Source organism: Streptomyces sp. NPDC054794 (assembly GCF_053611585.1).
The window spans coordinates 191,654-208,104 of the sequence record NZ_JBSHAQ010000011.1 but is presented as its reverse complement, the minus strand read 5'-3'; the positions used below and the strand labels follow the sequence as shown (position 1 = coordinate 208,104).

The 16,451-nt window shown below is 70.5% G+C and carries 16 protein-coding genes and 1 tRNA gene; 8 read left to right on the top strand and 9 right to left on the bottom strand.

All coding sequences use genetic code 11. From position 1 onward, the window contains the following. Nucleotides 1-117: 117 nt before the first annotated feature. The 4 genes from ACWGKT_RS14775 to ACWGKT_RS14760 all read right to left on the bottom strand — a co-directional run bounded on the left by ACWGKT_RS14775 (nt 118) and on the right by ACWGKT_RS14760 (nt 2,808). Nucleotides 118-438, bottom strand: a complete 321-nt coding sequence (locus tag ACWGKT_RS14775; protein WP_453273881.1) for an SCO5918 family protein — start codon at nt 436-438, stop codon at nt 118-120. A gap of 61 nt (nt 439-499) precedes the next feature. Beyond that, on the bottom strand, nt 500-847 hold the full coding sequence (locus ACWGKT_RS14770; protein WP_453273880.1) for a CBS domain-containing protein: 348 nt from the start codon (nt 845-847) through the stop codon (nt 500-502). Nucleotides 848-949: 102 nt separating this feature from the next. Continuing rightward, nucleotides 950-2,440: a DEAD/DEAH box helicase gene (locus ACWGKT_RS14765; protein WP_453273879.1), complete on the bottom strand. Its 1,491-nt coding sequence runs from the start codon at nt 2,438-2,440 to the stop codon at nt 950-952. Nucleotides 2,441-2,604: 164 nt separating this feature from the next. After that, a complete protein-coding gene (locus tag ACWGKT_RS14760) occupies nt 2,605-2,808 on the bottom strand; it encodes a cold-shock protein (protein ID WP_030342329.1) in 204 nt (67 codons plus the stop codon). Nucleotides 2,809-3,559: 751 nt separating this feature from the next. Between ACWGKT_RS14760 and ACWGKT_RS14755 the strand changes: the two genes are divergently transcribed. Then, complete coding sequence (locus ACWGKT_RS14755) at nt 3,560-3,793, top strand: hypothetical protein (RefSeq protein ID WP_453273878.1); 234 nt, start codon at nt 3,560-3,562, stop codon at nt 3,791-3,793. Here the strand turns inward: ACWGKT_RS14755 and ACWGKT_RS14750 are convergent. Then, the gene (locus tag ACWGKT_RS14750; RefSeq protein WP_453273877.1) at nt 3,785-4,948 is read right to left on the bottom strand and encodes an FAD-dependent oxidoreductase; all 1,164 of its coding nucleotides are present in this window, start codon (nt 4,946-4,948) and stop codon (nt 3,785-3,787) included. The two genes, ACWGKT_RS14755 and ACWGKT_RS14750, sit on opposite strands and share 9 nt — an antisense overlap. A 252-nt stretch (nt 4,949-5,200) precedes the next feature. Here ACWGKT_RS14750 and ACWGKT_RS14745 point away from each other — a divergent pair, with 252 nt between their 5' ends. Continuing rightward, nucleotides 5,201-5,794 (top strand): TetR/AcrR family transcriptional regulator, encoded by a 594-nt coding sequence (locus tag ACWGKT_RS14745; RefSeq protein ID WP_453273876.1) that lies wholly within the window; start codon nt 5,201-5,203, stop codon nt 5,792-5,794. A gap of 498 nt (nt 5,795-6,292) precedes the next feature. Here ACWGKT_RS14745 and ACWGKT_RS14740 read toward each other — a convergent pair. Continuing rightward, nucleotides 6,293-6,366: transfer RNA gene (locus tag ACWGKT_RS14740), tRNA-Gly, on the bottom strand. Between the two features lie 524 nt (nt 6,367-6,890). Between ACWGKT_RS14740 and dcd the strand changes: the two genes are divergently transcribed. The 3 genes from dcd to ACWGKT_RS14725 all read left to right on the top strand — a co-directional run bounded on the left by dcd (nt 6,891) and on the right by ACWGKT_RS14725 (nt 9,645). After that, nucleotides 6,891-7,466, top strand: coding sequence for a dCTP deaminase (gene dcd, locus ACWGKT_RS14735; protein WP_235457208.1), 576 nt, complete (start codon nt 6,891-6,893; stop codon nt 7,464-7,466). A gap of 7 nt (nt 7,467-7,473) precedes the next feature. Beyond that, the gene (locus ACWGKT_RS14730; protein WP_453273875.1) at nt 7,474-7,983 is read left to right on the top strand and encodes a phosphoribosyltransferase; all 510 of its coding nucleotides are present in this window, start codon (nt 7,474-7,476) and stop codon (nt 7,981-7,983) included. Between the two features lie 99 nt (nt 7,984-8,082). Beyond that, nucleotides 8,083-9,645, top strand: a complete 1,563-nt coding sequence (locus ACWGKT_RS14725) for a protein kinase domain-containing protein (RefSeq protein WP_453273874.1) — start codon at nt 8,083-8,085, stop codon at nt 9,643-9,645. 120 nt (nt 9,646-9,765) lie between these two features. On the opposite strand, the gene ACWGKT_RS14720 is transcribed toward ACWGKT_RS14725, so the two are convergent. From ACWGKT_RS14720 to ACWGKT_RS14710, 3 genes are all read right to left on the bottom strand, one after another. Continuing rightward, nucleotides 9,766-10,815: a Yip1 family protein gene (locus ACWGKT_RS14720; RefSeq protein ID WP_453273873.1), complete on the bottom strand. Its 1,050-nt coding sequence runs from the start codon at nt 10,813-10,815 to the stop codon at nt 9,766-9,768. A gap of 39 nt (nt 10,816-10,854) precedes the next feature. Continuing rightward, on the bottom strand, nt 10,855-12,339 hold the full coding sequence (locus tag ACWGKT_RS14715) for an FG-GAP and VCBS repeat-containing protein (protein ID WP_453273872.1): 1,485 nt from the start codon (nt 12,337-12,339) through the stop codon (nt 10,855-10,857). 182 nt (nt 12,340-12,521) lie between these two features. After that, entirely contained in the window at nt 12,522-13,817 is a 1,296-nt protein-coding gene (locus ACWGKT_RS14710; RefSeq protein WP_453273871.1) for an FG-GAP repeat domain-containing protein, read from the bottom strand. Between the two features lie 523 nt (nt 13,818-14,340). Between ACWGKT_RS14710 and ACWGKT_RS14705 the strand changes: the two genes are divergently transcribed. From ACWGKT_RS14705 to ACWGKT_RS14695, 3 genes are all read left to right on the top strand, one after another. Next, nucleotides 14,341-14,661 carry a hypothetical protein gene (locus ACWGKT_RS14705; RefSeq protein WP_453273870.1) on the top strand — a complete coding sequence of 107 codons (321 nt, stop codon included), beginning with the start codon at nt 14,341-14,343 and terminating at the stop codon, nt 14,659-14,661. A 144-nt stretch (nt 14,662-14,805) separates the two neighbouring features. Continuing rightward, complete coding sequence (locus tag ACWGKT_RS14700; protein WP_453273869.1) at nt 14,806-15,024, top strand: hypothetical protein; 219 nt, start codon at nt 14,806-14,808, stop codon at nt 15,022-15,024. A gap of 31 nt (nt 15,025-15,055) precedes the next feature. Further along, a complete protein-coding gene (locus ACWGKT_RS14695; RefSeq protein WP_453273868.1) occupies nt 15,056-15,400 on the top strand; it encodes an antibiotic biosynthesis monooxygenase family protein in 345 nt (114 codons plus the stop codon). Nucleotides 15,401-16,451: the final 1,051 nt, after the last annotated feature.

Here is a 16,451-nt window from a genome sequence, read left to right as displayed (position 1 = left end):
CGCCCGCGGGGCGGGGGGGCGCGGGCCCCCCGGCGGGCGCCCGCGGGGGGGGGGGCCCCCCCCCCGCCCCGCCCCCCCCCCCCCACCGGGATCCTGAGGGCGGTCTCCCGCCCGTCCTCACACGGCCACGGGGCCGGTGCCGCCGAGCAGTGCGGACGCGGTTTGGAGGAAAGCGGGTCCACCCTCGCCCACGGGCGCTCCCTCGGGGCGGTCGTGGCAGGTGAAGCCGAGACGCGTCATGGCCCGCACGACCTCGCGGGCGGTGAAGTCACGGGGGTCCTGTCGCGTGATGACCTGGCCCACCTGCTTGACGGGGTAGCGGCGGCGGCCGATGGTCACGGACGCCCCCGTGACGAGCTCGGGCCTGACGCCCTTCATCGAGGCCAGCACCCCGGTCCTGGTCAGGTCGAACGGGTACCGGGCGATGACACAGCGCATGATGCCTCACAGGGGAGAAGTCGCGGGGAGAAGGAGAACGGGCCGCCCGGGGCGAGACGGATCAGCACGCGAGGGCGCGTACGCCCGGAACCCGGCCGTACTCACCGACGCCGCCCGAGCGGCCGCCGGGTGAGGGCAGTGGTACGTCGAGGACGTCCCGCAGACGGATCCGGTCCGTGTACGCGGAACTGTCGCGGAGAACGGCGAGCTGGAGCCGGGTGACCAAGCCTGTGCTCTCGTCGTCCCCGTCGCACACGGTCAGGTACTCGACCCGGGCACTCGCCATGACGGCCAGAGCCACCTCGACCGTCATGTCGTCACAGACCCGAGGCCCGTGCCCTTCGCTGTCGTTCACCACGGACACGGGGGTGGGGTCCGGCCCGCGGTACTGCGTCCGCGCTGGCGTCAAGGGTGTCTCCTTCGGTAAGGGCTGGTCGGCTTGGCGGCCTTCGGCCCCGGGAGACCACGGCGGCTTCCGGGAGGCCAACGGGGCTCCGGGGACTGCGCCGGCCTAAGCAGCCGAGTCGTTGCCGGGCCGCCGCTGTGCCCTGCCGCGCACCCCCGCGCCGGCGGGTCGGCCCTGGCCGGTGCGGCCCCGGCGGTCCCTGGACGGCGAAGGCGCGCGGCGGGTGCGTTCCACGGCAGGCGCGGTGATGACCACAGGGACCCCGGAGGGCGCTTGGGCGCCTGTGATGCGGCTCAGCTCCGCCTCGCCCGAGCGGACCGGGGTGATGCGCGGGCTGATGCCGGCCGAGGCCATCAGCCGGGTCATGCCGCGGCGTTGGCCGGGGGTCACCAGGGTGACGACGCTGCCGGACTCCCCGGCGCGGGCCGTACGGCCGCCACGGTGCAGATAGTCCTTGTGGTCGCTGGGCGGATCCACGTTGACGACGAGGTCGAGGCTGTCGACGTGGATGCCGCGGGCCGCGACGTTGGTGGCCACCAGGACGTTGACGTGACCGTCCCTGAACTGCGCCAGGGTCCGGGTGCGCTGCGGCTGGGACCGGCCACCGTGCAGGGCCGCGGCGCGGACACCGCTGCTCAGCAGGTGCTGGGTCAGCCGGTCCACGGCGTGCTTGGTGTCCAGGAACATGATGACCCGGCCGTCCCGGGCCGCGATCTCGGTGGTCGTACGCTGCTTGTCCGCGTCGTGCACGTGGAGTACGTGGTGTTCCATCGTGGTGACGGCACCGGCCGACGGGTCGACGGAGTGCACCACCGGGTCGGTCAGGTAGCGGCGGACCAGCAGGTCGACGTTGCGGTCCAGGGTGGCCGAGAACAACATCCGCTGGCCCTCGGGGCGCACCTGGTCGAGCAGGGCGGTGACCTGGGGCATGAAGCCCATGTCGGTCATCTGGTCGGCCTCGTCGAGCACCGTGACGTCGACGTCGGCGAGTCGGCAGTCGCCCCGGTCGATGAGATCCTTGAGCCGCCCGGGCGTCGCGACGACCACCTCCGCGCCGGCCCGCAGCGCACCGGCCTGCCTGCCGATGGACATTCCGCCGACGACGGTGGCGAGCCGCAGGCTCACGGAGCGGGCATAGGGAGCGAGCGCGTCGGTGACCTGCTGGGCCAGCTCACGGGTGGGGACGAGAATCAGGGCCAGCGGCCGACGCGGCTCGGCACGCCGGCCCGCCGTACGGGCCAGTACTGCGAGGCCGAAGGCGAGGGTCTTGCCCGAGCCGGTGCGGCCGCGACCGAGTACGTCACGGCCGGCCAGGGAGTTCGGCAGGGTCGCCGCCTGGATCGGGAACGGTACGGTCACGCCTTCATGGCCGAGCGTGGCCAGCAACGGCGCCGGCATGGCGAGATCGGCGAACGACTCGACAGCGGGCAACGCGGGCCTGACCGTCTTCGGCAGCGCGAAATCGCCCCCCGTGGGCTGTCGGTTTCCGTAACCACTGGAGCGGTGCGGAACGCCGGAGCGGCCCGCAGCGGCGCTTCCTCTGAAGCGGTCGTATGCGCGATTGGTGCGTGCGCGAGTGGTACGTGTGCGGTTCATGCGGAACCTTCCTCGATGTGGGCACGTATCAAGGAATTTCCGCAGCAGAATGAGCGGCGCAGAATCGCGAGAACGGGCCAAAAAAGACAGGGCCGAATCGCCCTGGGAATAAAGCGAGCTGGGGCCCGCACCCCAAGGTGCGGGCCCCAGCTGCGAAGTATGCGTCAGGCGGGAACGATGTTCTCGGCCGTCGGACCCTTCTGGCCCTGCGCGATGTCGAACGACACCTTCTGGCCTTCCAGCAGCTCGCGGAAGCCCTGGGCGGCGATGTTCGAGTAGTGGGCGAAGACGTCGGGGCCGCCGCCGTCCTGCTCGATGAAGCCGAAGCCCTTTTCGGCGTTGAACCACTTCACGGTGCCAGTAGCCATGTTGTTTCTCCTTCGGAGGCGGTGTCAGGAATACGCCCTGTGCGCATTCCGTGTCGCCGTGATGATCAGCCGTCGGAAAAACCTTCTGGCAACCACACCTGCAACTGAGAACGACAGTAGCACGGTGCGATCGGCCTTGCGCGGTCGGCAATTCCGCTCCGCCGGGCGGTCGAAGAATACTCGCCGTACCCCGCACCTATTTCTCATTTCGCGGGCACAGATATTACTCTCCGTGGACGCCGCTTTCCTGTCGTGCGCTTCCGCCTACAGCCCTGTGACCTCCCTCGACGGGAGATGTGCCGCTGCCACCGTCTCAGCGGATGGCACAACGGGGAACGCGCCTGAGACTCCTGTACCGCAACGAAGGTCACATCCCCGCGAAGAGCGCGACGGCCGGTGGCCGGCAGCCACAGGGGCAGCGCGCGACCTCGTCCCGCAGTGGCGGACGCCTTGTGGGGGCCAAGCCGATCGCCGCCGGCCGGAGGCGGCTCCAAGGCGGTGAAGGCAAGTCTGATCGTCGATGGACGCGGAGCAGCGGTCAGTGGGCGGGTACCTCGAACCCGAGGGTGGCCAGGGCCTCCTCGGCGGCCTGTTGGTCCTGTTCGTAGCTGCCGCCGGAGATGCCGAGGCCGCCGACGCATCGCACAGCTGATCCCGCTGATCCAGGCCCGTTCTGCCGGTCCGCGGCAGGAGCGGCCAACCGCTGCGTCGTTCGCGGCGCCTCTACGCCGACCGTGGCTACGACCATGACGTGTACCGTGACCGGGTCCGCAGGTCGGAAATCACCCCGATCATCGCTCGACGCGGCACCGGGCACGGCTCCGGCCTCGGAATCCACCGGTGGGTCGTGGAGGGCGCGCTCGCGCTTCTGCGCTGGTTCCGGCGCCCGCGCATCCGCTGGGAGATCCGCGACGACATCCACCAAGCCGTCGTCACCCTGGGCTGCGCCATCTTCTGCCGGCGCCGGCTGAAGACCTCACTGTGATCCCGGTCCTTGGGGCTGGGCGACGTTGTCGCTGCCGGAGTCGGTTACGTCGGCGGACAGCAGGTGCTCGGCGCCGTGTTCGAGGACCTTGGCCGCCGCGGTGGAGCGGGGGAGCATGGTCTTCTCGTAGGTGCGGATGGCGTCGTCGACGGTGGCGGAGTCGGCGAGGGCGAGGGCGAGTTCGCAGGCGTCGAGCATGGCGAGGTTGACGCCGACGCCGAGCGGGGGCATGAGGTGGGCGGCGTCGCCGAGCAGGGACACCGTCGGGTTGTGTTCCCAGGTGTGCGGGACCGGGAGGGCGAAGATCGGGCGGTCGACGTAGGGACCGTCGTTGTCGGTGATCATCTGGCGCATGTGTGGCGACCAGTGGGCGTACTCGCCCAGGAGCAGGGCGCGGATGTCGTCGGTGTCGTCGATGGTCAGGCCGCTCGTGCTGATCCAGTCGACTGGGACTCGTTGGATGATGTAGACGCGGATGTGGTTTCCGCTGTTGCGCTGGGCGAACAGGCCGCGCTTGCCGTCGGCTGCGTGGGCGCTGCCCGGACCGACCAGCTTGGCAATATCGGGGTGCCGGTTCTCGACGTCGGAAAACCATGCCTCCAGGAAGCTCACCCCGCTGTGCTGGGGGACGGCGGGGGACACGGCCGGGCGTACCCGGGAGAAGGCGCCGTCGGCGCCGATGACCAGGTCGGTCTCGATGGTCGTGCCGTCGTCGAAGAGCAACTGCCGCGGCCCGTCGGCGGGCCCGCTGATCGTGTCGAGGGCGCGGCCCCAGTGCACGGTTCCTGGCTCCAGGGAGTCCAGGAGCAGGCCGCGCAGCTGGCCGCGGTCGATTTCCGGCTTGAAGAGCTCGCCGGCCTCGGGGACCTTGTGGGACGTGATCTGGCCGGTCGGGTCCATCTGGCGCATTTCTTGGCCTTCGGGGCGGGCCAGCTGGAAGAACTCGTCGAGCAGGCCGGCTTCGCGCAGGGCGATCTGGCCGTTGTCGGCGTGCAGGTCGAGGGTCCCGCCCTGGTTGCGTGCGTCGGGGCCCGGGTCGCGGTCGTAGACGGTGACCGCGATGCCGCGCTGCTGGAGGATGCGGGCGCAGGTCAGGCCGCCGGGTCCGGCGCCGATGATGCTGATGCGGGCCCGGGCGGGTTCTGGGGAGTACATGGTTGGTCCTGTCAGTCGACGAAGCGGGGGCATCGGAGCAGGCCAGGGTGTCCCGGCGCAGACCTCGGCCTCGGCCGGGCCTCGCAGCGGGGCTTCCTTGATGAACGAGACGGCGACCAGCTATGTGGTGCAGACGATCACCATGCCGGCGAGGATGTGCCGACTGCCCGCAACGCTTATAAAAGCAGAGCGAACCTAAAAGTGCAACGAGTCAACTTTTCTAAGGGTTCGACTAGCCGATACGCTCAGGTCATGACCGTTCCCCCCGTCGGCCGCCGCGAACGCAAGAAGGCGGCCACTCGGCAGGCAATCGCCGACGCCGCACTGCAGCTCTTTCTGGAGCGCGGCTACGATCAGGTGGGCATCCGTGACATCGCCGACGCCGCCGACGTGTCGACCGCGACGGTGTTCAAGCACTTCAGCGGCAAGGAAGCGCTGGTATTCGACCAGGACGAGGACCGGGAGTCAGGACTGATCGCCGCGGTGCGGCAGCGGGCCTGCGGCCAGAGCATCCTCGATGCCCTCCGACAGCACGTCCTCGACACCTGGCTGCCGATCGCGGCGCATCCACAGATGGCCGAGTTCACCAACCTGGTCGACTCAACGCCGGCGCTGCGCGAGTACGCCGAACGCATGTGGACCCGGCACACCGACAGCCTCGGTGCGGCCATCGCCGACGAGATCGGCGTGGACCACGACAACCTCGCATGTGTGGCTCTTGCTCGATTCGTACTCCAGATCCCGGCCCTCGCCCGTGGCCGGCAGGACCGCCGGGCCGCCGTCGAGGAAATCTTCGACATCCTCACCCATGGCTGGGAACCGCCAAGCAAGCTGCCCGCGCCGTAGCGCCCAGGCCGTTTCCTGAGCCCGCCCCCGGTCGGCCCCGGCTTGCCCCCACCGCGCGTCTCGGCCGCACCCACCCCCTGCATGGCAACGAGAGCTGACAGCCCGTCATCGGCGAGCAGCGAGCGCACCTCATCCTGATCCCAGTCCTACAGGGTGTCCGGTGGGTCCGCCCGTGAATCAACTGCCGTGCTCAAGGCATGAATTGAGGGCGTCACCGGTTTGACGGATTCGGGCGCATGAATCGTTTGCACGGGACCGAGCCGGAGATCGTCATCCCTGTCCGGTCGGACGTCGTGATCACCATGGTGCGGCGATACGTGCCCTGTCTTCCCCGGCAAGACGTACCTGGACTGGAAGTTGGACGGACCCCGCAGGGCAGGGCGTCGACGCCGTACGCCCCATCCGCGACGAGATCGAGGACCGCATCCGTGGCCTGCGGCCCCCCAATTTGGACTAGACAACAAGTAAACCCCAGGCCACTGACCTGGGGTTTCTCTCTGGAGCGGGTGACGAGAATCGAACTCGCGCTCTCAGCTTGGGAAGCTGATGTTCTACCATTAAACTACACCCGCGTAATTACGGATCCGATTACTTGGAGTCCGAACGCTCGCTCACTGTACCTCATCGTGAACCCCCGCCGCTCAGGCCATGGGGTCTGAGTGTGTTTCAGGAGAGGGATCCGGCTGCGGGCGGCCGGAGTTGGGGCGTACGGTGGGGGTGTGGGAGAGGGGCCCGGCGGGGCGATGTGGACGCCGGAGTGCCGCCTGGAGAGTCGTCTCTTTGATCCCGTAATGTGGCTTTTGTCGTCAGGGCATCAAGCCAGACGCGGCTCTTGGGGAAGGGACTCTAGGACTTGATGGAACGCACCGTCGTCCGCTGTGCCGATGGGCACGTCTTCAGCACCGCTTCGTTCCCGATGCAGCAGGCCGAGCGACTCGGCCCCGGCCGGCTCGTCCGGTGTCCACAGTGTGCCCGGCTCCGCAGCGCGGTGCCGGTGACGCTTGAGAGGCGATAGCGGGACCACAGCGGCAGCAGTACCGGCGCGCGGAGTCGTCACGATTGTCACGGCTCCGCGCGCCTTGCGTATCCTCGGGTCGTGCTTCTCTCAGACAAGGACATCCGGGCCGAGATCGATGCCGGGCGGGTACGGATCGATCCGTATGACGAATCCATGGTGCAGCCGTCGAGCATCGACGTGCGGCTGGACCGTTACTTCCGGGTGTTCGAGAACCACCGGTACCCGCACATCGACCCCTCCATCGAGCAGGCCGACCTGACCCGGCTCGTCGAGCCGGAGGGCGACGAGCCGTTCATCCTGCACCCCGGGGAGTTCGTGCTCGCCTCGACGTACGAGGTCATCTCCCTGCCCGATGATCTCGCCTCGCGCCTGGAGGGCAAGAGCAGCCTGGGCCGCCTCGGGCTCGTCACGCACTCCACCGCCGGGTTCATCGACCCGGGCTTCTCCGGTCACGTGACCCTGGAGCTGTCGAACCTCGCCACCCTGCCCATCAAGCTCTGGCCCGGCATGAAGATCGGCCAGCTGTGCATGTTCCGGCTCAGCTCGCCGGCCGAGCACCCCTACGGCAGCGAGCGCTACGGCTCCCGCTACCAGGGCCAGCGTGGGCCCACGGCCTCGCGTTCCTTCCTCAACTTCCATCGGACGCAGGTGTGAGCCCGGCATGAGCGACGCGCGTGAGAATCTGACCTACGAGCGGTTCGGCGACGCCATCCGTGAGCTGGCCCAGACCATCGCCGACGACGGCTACGAGCCCGACATCGTGCTCTCCATCGCGCGCGGCGGGGTGTTCGTCGCGGGCGGCCTCGCGTACGCCCTGGACTGCAAGAACATCCATCTGGTGAACGTCGAGTTCTACACCGGTGTGGGGACGACCCTCGACATGCCCGTCATGCTCGCCCCCGTCCCCAACGCCATCGACTTCTCCGACAAGAAGGTCCTGATCGCCGACGACGTCGCCGACACCGGCAAGACGCTGAAGCTGGTGCACGACTTCTGCCTCGACACCGTCGCCGAGGTGCGGTCCGCGGTGATCTACGAGAAGTCCCACTCGCTCGTGAAGTGCGAGTACGTGTGGAAGCGCACCGACGAGTGGATCAACTTCCCGTGGTCCGTGCTGCCTCCGTGCCGCAAGTCCGGCACACCGATCACACCGTCGAAAGACGCGCTGTAACGCGCTGAAAAAGGCCTGTGCCTCGTGCTCGCCCGCGTATGAGGCTCTGATCACGTCATCGGATGGGAACGGTACCCGGCGTCCGGCGTCTCCTTCCGTGTGTCGTACGCGATCCGTGAGCCGCGGACTGCCCGCGTCGACACGTACGAGTACCTGGACGGCCGTTGGGGGAACGCGGTGGAGCACAGGACGCTGGGGCAGCGGTACGAGCTGGTGGAGCAGCTCGGCCACGGTGGGATGGGCACGGTGTACCGGGCCGTCGATCACCGCCTGCGCCGTACCGTCGCGGTCAAGACGCTCTCCGCCGAGCTGGTGCGGCAGCCGCAGTTCCTCGCCCGGTTCCAGCGCGAGGCGCACGCGGCCGCCGCGCTCAACCACCCCGGCGTGGCGACCGTGTACGACGTGGGCGAGGACGCGGTGGACGGCGTCGCCGTGCCGTACCTGGTCATGGAGTACGTCGAGGGCCGGACCCTCGCCGAGGAACTGGTGGACGGACCGCTGCCGGCCGAGCGGGCGGTGGACGCGGCGGGACAGGTGCTCGAAGCCCTGCGGCACAGCCACGGCCACGGCATAGTGCACCGGGACATCAAGCCGGCGAACGTCATGTTCACCCGGGCCGGGACGGCCAAGGTCCTCGACTTCGGTATCGCGAAGGCGCTCAGCGAGATGGCGACCCGACTGACCGGGACGGGCGTGGCGGTCGGCACGCCCGCCTATCTGGCACCGGAGCAGATCGAAGGCCGCGACACGGACCACCGGACGGACCTGTACGCGGTGGGGTGCCTGCTGTACGAGTTGCTGACCGGCCGCCCTCCGTACACCGGTGAGTCGCCGTTCTCGGTGATGCATCAGCACCTGGTGCAGGAACCCGTGCCGCCGTCGCGGCTGCGCCCGGGACTGCCGCCGGCTCTGGACGCGGTCGTGCTGCGGGCGCTGCACAAGCGCCGGGAGGACCGGTTCATCGACGCGGCGGAGATGAAGGCGGAACTGGAGCGGGCCGCGCGGATACCCACGGCGCCCGTGATACCGACCCCGACCGCCCTGGATCCCCGTGCCCAGGCGGACCGGCCCGAGCCGGCAGAGGCTCCGCGGGACGACCCGCCCGCGAAGCGATCGGGCGGGATCAGATCCCTGGGCCGGGTGGTGTTCCAGCCCACGCCGGAGGGGATGGTCGCGCTCCTCGGAAGCACCCTCGCGGCGGCGGTGTCGCGGACCGACATGATCGACACCGAGCGCTTCCCTCTGGTCGCGCTGCTCAGCGGCCTCGCGGGGTGTGTACTGCTGCTGTGGTCGGCCCGCCTGGCGTGTGCCGTGGCCTGGGCTCCGGTGGCGGAGGCCGTGGCGGTGTGGTCGGAGTTCTCCCGCGCCAATGTGGGCTGGGAGACGAGGTACGTCGTCATCGCCCTGCTGCTGGGGCTCGTCGCCGGGGTGTGCCTGACCGCCGGCTACCGGGACGAGCGCACGGGCGGGTTCGCACTGATGGCGTTCTGGTTCACGGGGCTGACGTCGGTGTGGTACTTCCTCGACGACCTGCACAAGATCGGCGTGTTCTACGTCCTGCTGCTCGGCGTCTGCCTCGCCCTCGGCGCCCAGACCCTCAAGACCCGCCTCGCCGATTCCCCCGGCCCAGCCGTCCCGGCCCCGGGGTCGGCCGCCCGCTGAGTCGCTCCTGGCTCGCGGACCGTGATCGCGAAGGCCCCCGGCTGCCGCGCCGGGGGCCTTCGTCGTCTCCGTGATCTGCGGAACGTGATCTGCAGAACATGATCTGCGGAACGTGACCCGCTAGAACGTGCCCAGCTTCACGATCGACAGCAGCGCGATCAGCTGGATCGCCGACGCGCCCAGTGCCTTCTGCCACGGCAGGTCGTGCGAGCGGCTGACCATCAGGGTCAGCAGGGCGCCCGCGGCGACCCAGGTGGCCCAGCCCAGCGCCTGTACGAGGGTCGCGTCGCCGCCGAAGAACATGGCGACGACCAGACGGGGCGCGTCCGTGAGGGACGTGATCAGCATCGACAGGCCCACCGTGGGCTGCCAAGCGCCGTCGCCGCCGAGCTGGCGGGCCAGGGTGTGGGTCACCACGCCCAGGATGAAGGCGCTGATCACCATCGCGACGGCGGTCGTCAGGACGATCGGGACCGCGTTGGCGAGGGTCGCGTCGATCGCGTCCTTGCGGGCGCCGTCGAAGCCGAAGACCGCGAGCAGGCCGTACAGGAAGGTCACGACGAGGGCCGGGCCCCACATCGTGTAGTCGCGCATCTGCAGGAAGGTCTGGTTCGGGGCGAACACGATGCCCCGCAGCAGGTCCTTCCAGTGCAGGCGCGGGCCGATCGGGGCGGCCGCGGCGGCCGCCCCGGCCCGGTAGGTTCCGCCCTGGCTGTACGGGTCCTCGCCGACGGAGAACGCCTGGGTGTGGCCCGGGTTGTTGGCCGCGTACGGGTCCGGCGCGCCGCCCTGGCCCGGGTGGCCGCCGTAGTCGTCGCCGAAGTACTCCGGGCCGTCGCCGGCTCTGCCGCCCTGGTAGCCGCCGTTCGCCTGCGGCCACGAACCGCCGCCGCCACCGCCGTACTGCGGCCGCTGCTGCGGGTACGGCTGCTGAGCCGGCGGATAGCCGTGCGACGGTCCCTGTCCCTGCCCCTGCCGACCGTGCGACGGCCCCGGCCCCTGCCGACCGTACGACGGTCCCTGCGGCGCCTGCTGTCCTTGCGGGGCGCGGTTGTCCCGGCCGCCGCGTCCGATCCTGAATCCAGCCACGTTATCGAACGTACCTGGTCCCCGAGAGTGACGTGCCGGGCCCGGCGGTCCGGGCCCGGCTTTGCTGCCGAGCTGTGACATCCCCTAAGGGGAATCCGGCGGCACTCCTAGGGGATTCGCTCAGTCGGCGAAGACCGCGCCGAACTGCGGGATGTCCGTCGTGGACACGCCGACGGAGCTCGCGGAGAGGGCCCGGGAACCGGTCGCGGTGATCTTCCGGCCGGTGGACGGCAGGTAGGTGACCGCGCCGTCGCCGCCGTTCTCGTACGAGCCCACGACCAGGTCGGCCTTGCCGTCACCGGTGACGTCGTCCAGCTTGACGTCGGCGCCGAAGAGGTCGTTCTTCTCGTCCTTGTCGGGGACGCCCGCGGTGCTCTGGGCGAAGGACTGGGCGCCGGAAGTGGTGTTCACGCCGTGTGCCGAGCCGTACAGGACGGTGACCGTGCCGGTGTTGGTGGCGCCGCCGAGGTCCTCGTTCGGGGCGCTGACGACCAGGTCCTGGTAGCCGTCGCCGTTGATGTCACCGAGGTCGAGGTCCCAGCCGAAGCCGTCGCCCTTCTCCGAGTCGCCGGGGACCTTGCCGGTGTTCTGGGTGATGCCGGTGGCGGTGGCGGAGGGGCCGGAGGCCGAGCCGTAGGTGACGCTCACCTTGCCGCCCTTGGCGGCGTTCGGGACGGGCCGGCCGTCGCTGGTCCGGTCGTCCCAGGCGGCACCGCTGACGATGTCGCCGAAGCCGTCGCCGTTGATGTCGCCGATCGCGGTGATGATGCCGGGCTTGAGGGCCCTGGCGGTGGCGCCGCGCAGACCGCTCGCGGTGCCGGGCAGCCAGTAGTTGGTGTTCCAGTGCGACGACGTGTGCGTCTCGTAGCCGTCGACGACGAGGTCGGTGCGGCCGTCGCCGTTCACGTCGCCCGCGGTCAGGTTCATCGGACCGTACGGGGACGAGTCGTTGCCCGACTGGATCGGCGGCTTGAAGGTGGTCCGGCTGCCCGCCGTGCCGTTACTGGCGAAACCGCCCTTGTAGAGATAGAGGGTGGAGGTGGAGGCGGAGACGACCAGGTCGGCCTTGCCGTCGCCGTCGAAGTCACCGGCGGCCAGTTCCTGGCCCCAGTAGTCGTGCGAGCCTGCGGCCGGGTCGGGCACGTCGACGCCCTTGCCGGTCAGGCCGCTCGGGGAACCCCACAGGAGGGTGACGGCACCGGCGTTGGTGTCGGAGCCGGTCTTCTCGTGCGGGGTGCCGACGGCGAGGTCGTCGTAGCCGTCGCCGTTGAAGTCGGCGTAAGCGAGGTCGTAGCCGAACTGGTCGCCGGTCTCGGCGGTACCCGGGACGCCGGCGCTGTTCTGGCTGAGGGTGGTGCGCTTGGCGGAGGAGACGCCGGTCTTCGTGCCGTACAGGACGACGACCTGGCCGGCGTTCTTGTGGCCGCTGACGTAGGCGGTGGCCGCCGAGGTGGCGATGTCGCCGATGCCGTCGCCGTTGAAGTCGGCCTTGGCGACCTTGAAGGAGTCGGCGGCGGTGGCGGGCGAGGCGGCGAACGTGAGCAGACCGCCCGTCAGCGCGGCCGCGGTGGCCGTCGCGAGGGCGAGTCGCAGATGCGTGTGCACGCGGGATCTCCTGCGGCATGCGGGGGATGCCTGGGGGGCATCCGCAGTCGGTGGTGTGTCGACCGTCCGTGTTCGCCCCGGGTTGTCCTCGGGCGCACGCGAAGGCCGGCTCACAGAAGACCCGCGGTGAGGCATGAGGGTTGTACGTGAAGTGAGGGAATTTTGAAGGTTGTTGGGAAGCGTTACGACGCGAGGAACTCCGAACTGGAGAAGACCACCGCCGGTTTCCGCGCGAGCAGCCCCTTGCCCGCCCCCCGGTACACCGCCACGGTGTCCTTCGTCTCACCCCGGTACGTGCGCACCGCCAGGTCCGCCCTGCCGTCGCCGTCGAAGTCGGCGATCGCCAGGACGCGGGTCGTGCCCCGGGCCGGCGGTTCGATCGTGACCACGCCCGACGCCGACGGGCCCGCTGCCGCCGTACCGGCACGGAAGATCCGCAACCGGGAGCCGCTGGAGATCAGTTCGTCGCGGCCGTCCCCGTCGAAGTCGCCCGCGTCCAGCATGGAACCGGGGGAGTCGAGAGTGCCCCGCCGCGCCGTCGGCAGGTCATACCGCAGGGACGTTTCGTCCAGGCCGCCGACCGCCGCGTCCAGCGCCTTGCCCCTGCCGAAGCGGCCGAGGGCGACGTCGAGGCCGGCCGGAAGGACGGCGCCGGTGCGGGTCGGGCCCTTCGGGCCGCCGAGGACCACAGCGGACTTGGCCGAGCCTTCCGCCGTACGGACCACCAGGTCGTCGTATCCGTCCCGGTCGACGTCGGCGGACGGGCCGGACGGCACCTCGCCCGGTGCCGGTACGGGGGCGCCGGCCGCGTGCGGGAGTCCCGTACGCGGGCTGAACGGGCCGCGCAGATAGGACAGATGGCCCGCAGAAGCGTGCACCACCAGGTCGTTCGCGCCGTCCCCGTCGAAGTCGCCGCACACCGGCTGGTCCGGCCAGTCATTGCCGAAGCGGGCGCGGGCCGGGACGGCGAGTCTCACCGCCCGGCCGGTCAGCCCGGACGGGGAGCCGAAGAGGATCTGGAGGGGCACCGGGGGCTGTCCCTGCCCGTCGTACGGCGGGTCCGTCGACACGACGAGGTCCGTGAAGCCGTCGCCGTTCAGGTCGCAGCTCTCCTCCGCGTCGAAAACGGCGGGGAGTTGCCCCTTCGTGCGCGCCGCCTGCTTCCGCGGACTGAGCAACTGCCGCGCGCCGGGCACGAGTCCGCGCGGGCTGCCGTACACGATGCCGATACCGACGTCGTCGGCATGGCTCTGCGCCTTCACCAGGTTGTTGAGCACCAGGTCACGGTGACCGTCACCGTTGAAGTCGTCGGGGACCTCGCTGCCTTTGCCGTGGGGGACGGGGAGTTGGGCGGGGGCGTCGGCGACGTGGGTGGGCCCGCCGTCCTCGGCGTCCGAGGCGGCGGGGCCGCACGCGGCGAGCAGCAGGGTGCCGCACAGGGCCGCCGCCATCGACATCCCGCCTCTTCGCACGCGCACCCCGCACCTCGTCGACACCGTCGCCCAACAACCTCGCAATGATGCACGTGTGCGAGTAGGGCGGTAAGGGGTCGGGGGTGCGGGATCGGTCACGCGATGACCCCCGCCAGAGGCACGATCCACCGACGCGGCTTGGGCGATGACGCGCGTGGATGGTGCGGCGTTGCTCGTCGGTGCGGGGGAGGAGGGGCGGATGCGGTCCGTGCTGGCGTGGCTCGTGCGGCTGGGTGGGCTGCTGGGGTGGGGCGCGGGGGTGGTCGCGTGTGCGTGGCTGCTGGGGGGCGCCGATGTCGCATCCGTAGGACGGGCCCTTGGTGTGGGGTGGCGTGGCCGCCGGGGGTGTGGCGGTGCGGGTGGTGGCGCTGTGGGTGCTGGCACTGGTGACCCGGCGGGAGCGGATGCCCGTGCCACGGGGGTCGCTGCGGAAGGGTGGGGCGGCGCTGGGGAGGCGCCGGCGCCGGGGCGACGGTCGGCTGCCGCTCAGCGGCCTCAGCGACGACTTCGCCCTCAGTGACTCCGAGTTGTGGGTGAGGGTCGTACCGCCGTCGTCTGGCTGCTGGTGGCGTTCACCTCCGGTGCCATGTTCGCCTGCCTGATGAGCATGTCGACCAACGATCGGGTCGAGCGGCTGCGGGACGCGGGTGCCGAGGTGGGTACGGCACGCGTGGTGGGCAAGCCCTTGCGGATACGGACCGAACTGGACGACGAGGACCGGGCGAAGGGCTACGCCGCACGGCTGGCGCTCGCCGTCGACGGCGGTCCCGAGCGCCTCCTGGTGAAAGGGGCCTACACCTACGACAAGCCCCGTGCGGGCACCCGGGTCGAGGTGCTGTGGGCCCGGTAGGCACCCGAACTGGGTGGATACGTCAACGAGTCGAAGGACCTGCCGACCCTGGCCGCCGACCGCTGGAAGGCGTTCCCGGACGACGAGTCGGGCGGGGCGGCGCTGACGGCGTTCGTCCTCGTCGCGGGAGTCTTCGGCGCCGTCATGGCCTCGGTCTTCTCCCTGGCCCCGGATGCGGACTCCCTCCAGGAGCGGGCCTGGTCGGTGCCGGCACAGACGGTCCGCGGCCTGTTCGTCGTCGGGCTGTACCTGGCCTGGCGCCCGATCCTGCTCGGCCAGGAGGCGAGCGTGGCGTCGTACTTGTTCGCCGGGGGCGGCTTCGTACTCATCCTGTTGGTGTACGCCTTCCCGACCGGCTTCTGAGAACGGCGGTGGTGTGGGCCAGGATGGGTCCATGAGCGTAGTGAAGATCAACGTGCTGACCGTTCCCGCCGAGCAGCGGGAGACGCTGGAGAAGCGGTTCGCTTCGCGGGCCCACGCCGTGGAGAACTCCGACGGCTTCGAGTGGTTCGAGCTGCTGCGCCCCGTCGAGGGGACGGACACCTACCTCGTGTACACGCGCTGGCGTGACGAGGAGTCGTTCCAGGCGTGGATGGAGGGCCCGATGAAGACGGCGCACCAGGGTGGCGGCGGGGCCGGTGAGGGCGCCGGCGGCGGTGAGCGGCCCCGTCCGGCTGCCTCCGCGTCCACGCTGTGGTCCTTCGAGGTGGTGCAGCAGGCGGGGCCGAAGGGGGCCTAGCCGAAGAGGCGAGGTCGGCGGGGGCGGCTGAACGGTGCGGAGCGGAGCTGTTCAGTGGCCGTGGGGCCGCCCGCTTCTCGGCCAGTGTCGTGCCTCCGCGAGGCGAGTCAAGGGCGCTCCGCGTCGGCTGACGCCGATGGCCCTACGGGCCACCCTTGACACACCTCGCTCCACCACGGGGAAGAAGCGACCGGACAGCCGAGGAAACCGGCCGCCTTGCCGGTAACACCCCTTCGCCCACGCTGGGAACGCGCCGTCCACCGGGGGCGCAGCCGCGCCTCGCCTGCACGCCGGGTTGGCTTGGCGGCGATCGGTCGGGGGTGGGGGCGCGCCAGCACCTCACATGCACGCCGGGCGGGTTAAGCGGCGATCGGTCGGGGGAGGGGGCGCGCCAGCACCTCACATGCACACCGGGCCAGCCAAGCGGCCACCGGCCGGAGGAGGCGGCGCGCCAGCACCCTCACACGCACGCCGGGACGGCTTGGCGGCCATCTGCCGACGGGGGAGGGGACAAGCCCGTACGGGGCCGGCGGGGTGTCCCCGAATGGTGTGCGGTGGTGTGGTGTGGTGTGGTGTGGCCGTCGCGGTCCGGGGTGGAGCGGGGCCGGATTGGCTGCGGTGGGGTCGGATGGGGTGGACTGGAAAGCCGAGGGCTGGACGTAGGTGCAAGGGGTGCGGTGGGCCTCGCGGGGTGCCAGGGGGCCAGGTGCTGTCAGGTAGGCAATTGGACGATCTCGTGCACCCCACCAAGGTGGCCACCCCCGTGACTAGGCACTTTGCAGCGGAACCTCGCTGAGCCATGTCCCAGATCGGCCAATTAGTGCCGGAGCCAGGGCGGGAGCCGGGCGGGGCTGGGGCGCTGAGGCCCATGACCTCCGCGACGACCGTTGAGCCGCCGAGCCCTCCCGGTGCATGTGCGCGCCCCGGCCCGGACCACCGAGTGATGGCCGCCAAGCCAACCCGGTGTGCGTGTGAGGTGCTGGCGCGCCGCCTCCTCCGGCCGGTGGCCGCTTGGCCGACCCGGTGTGCGTGTGAGGTGCTGGCGCGTACG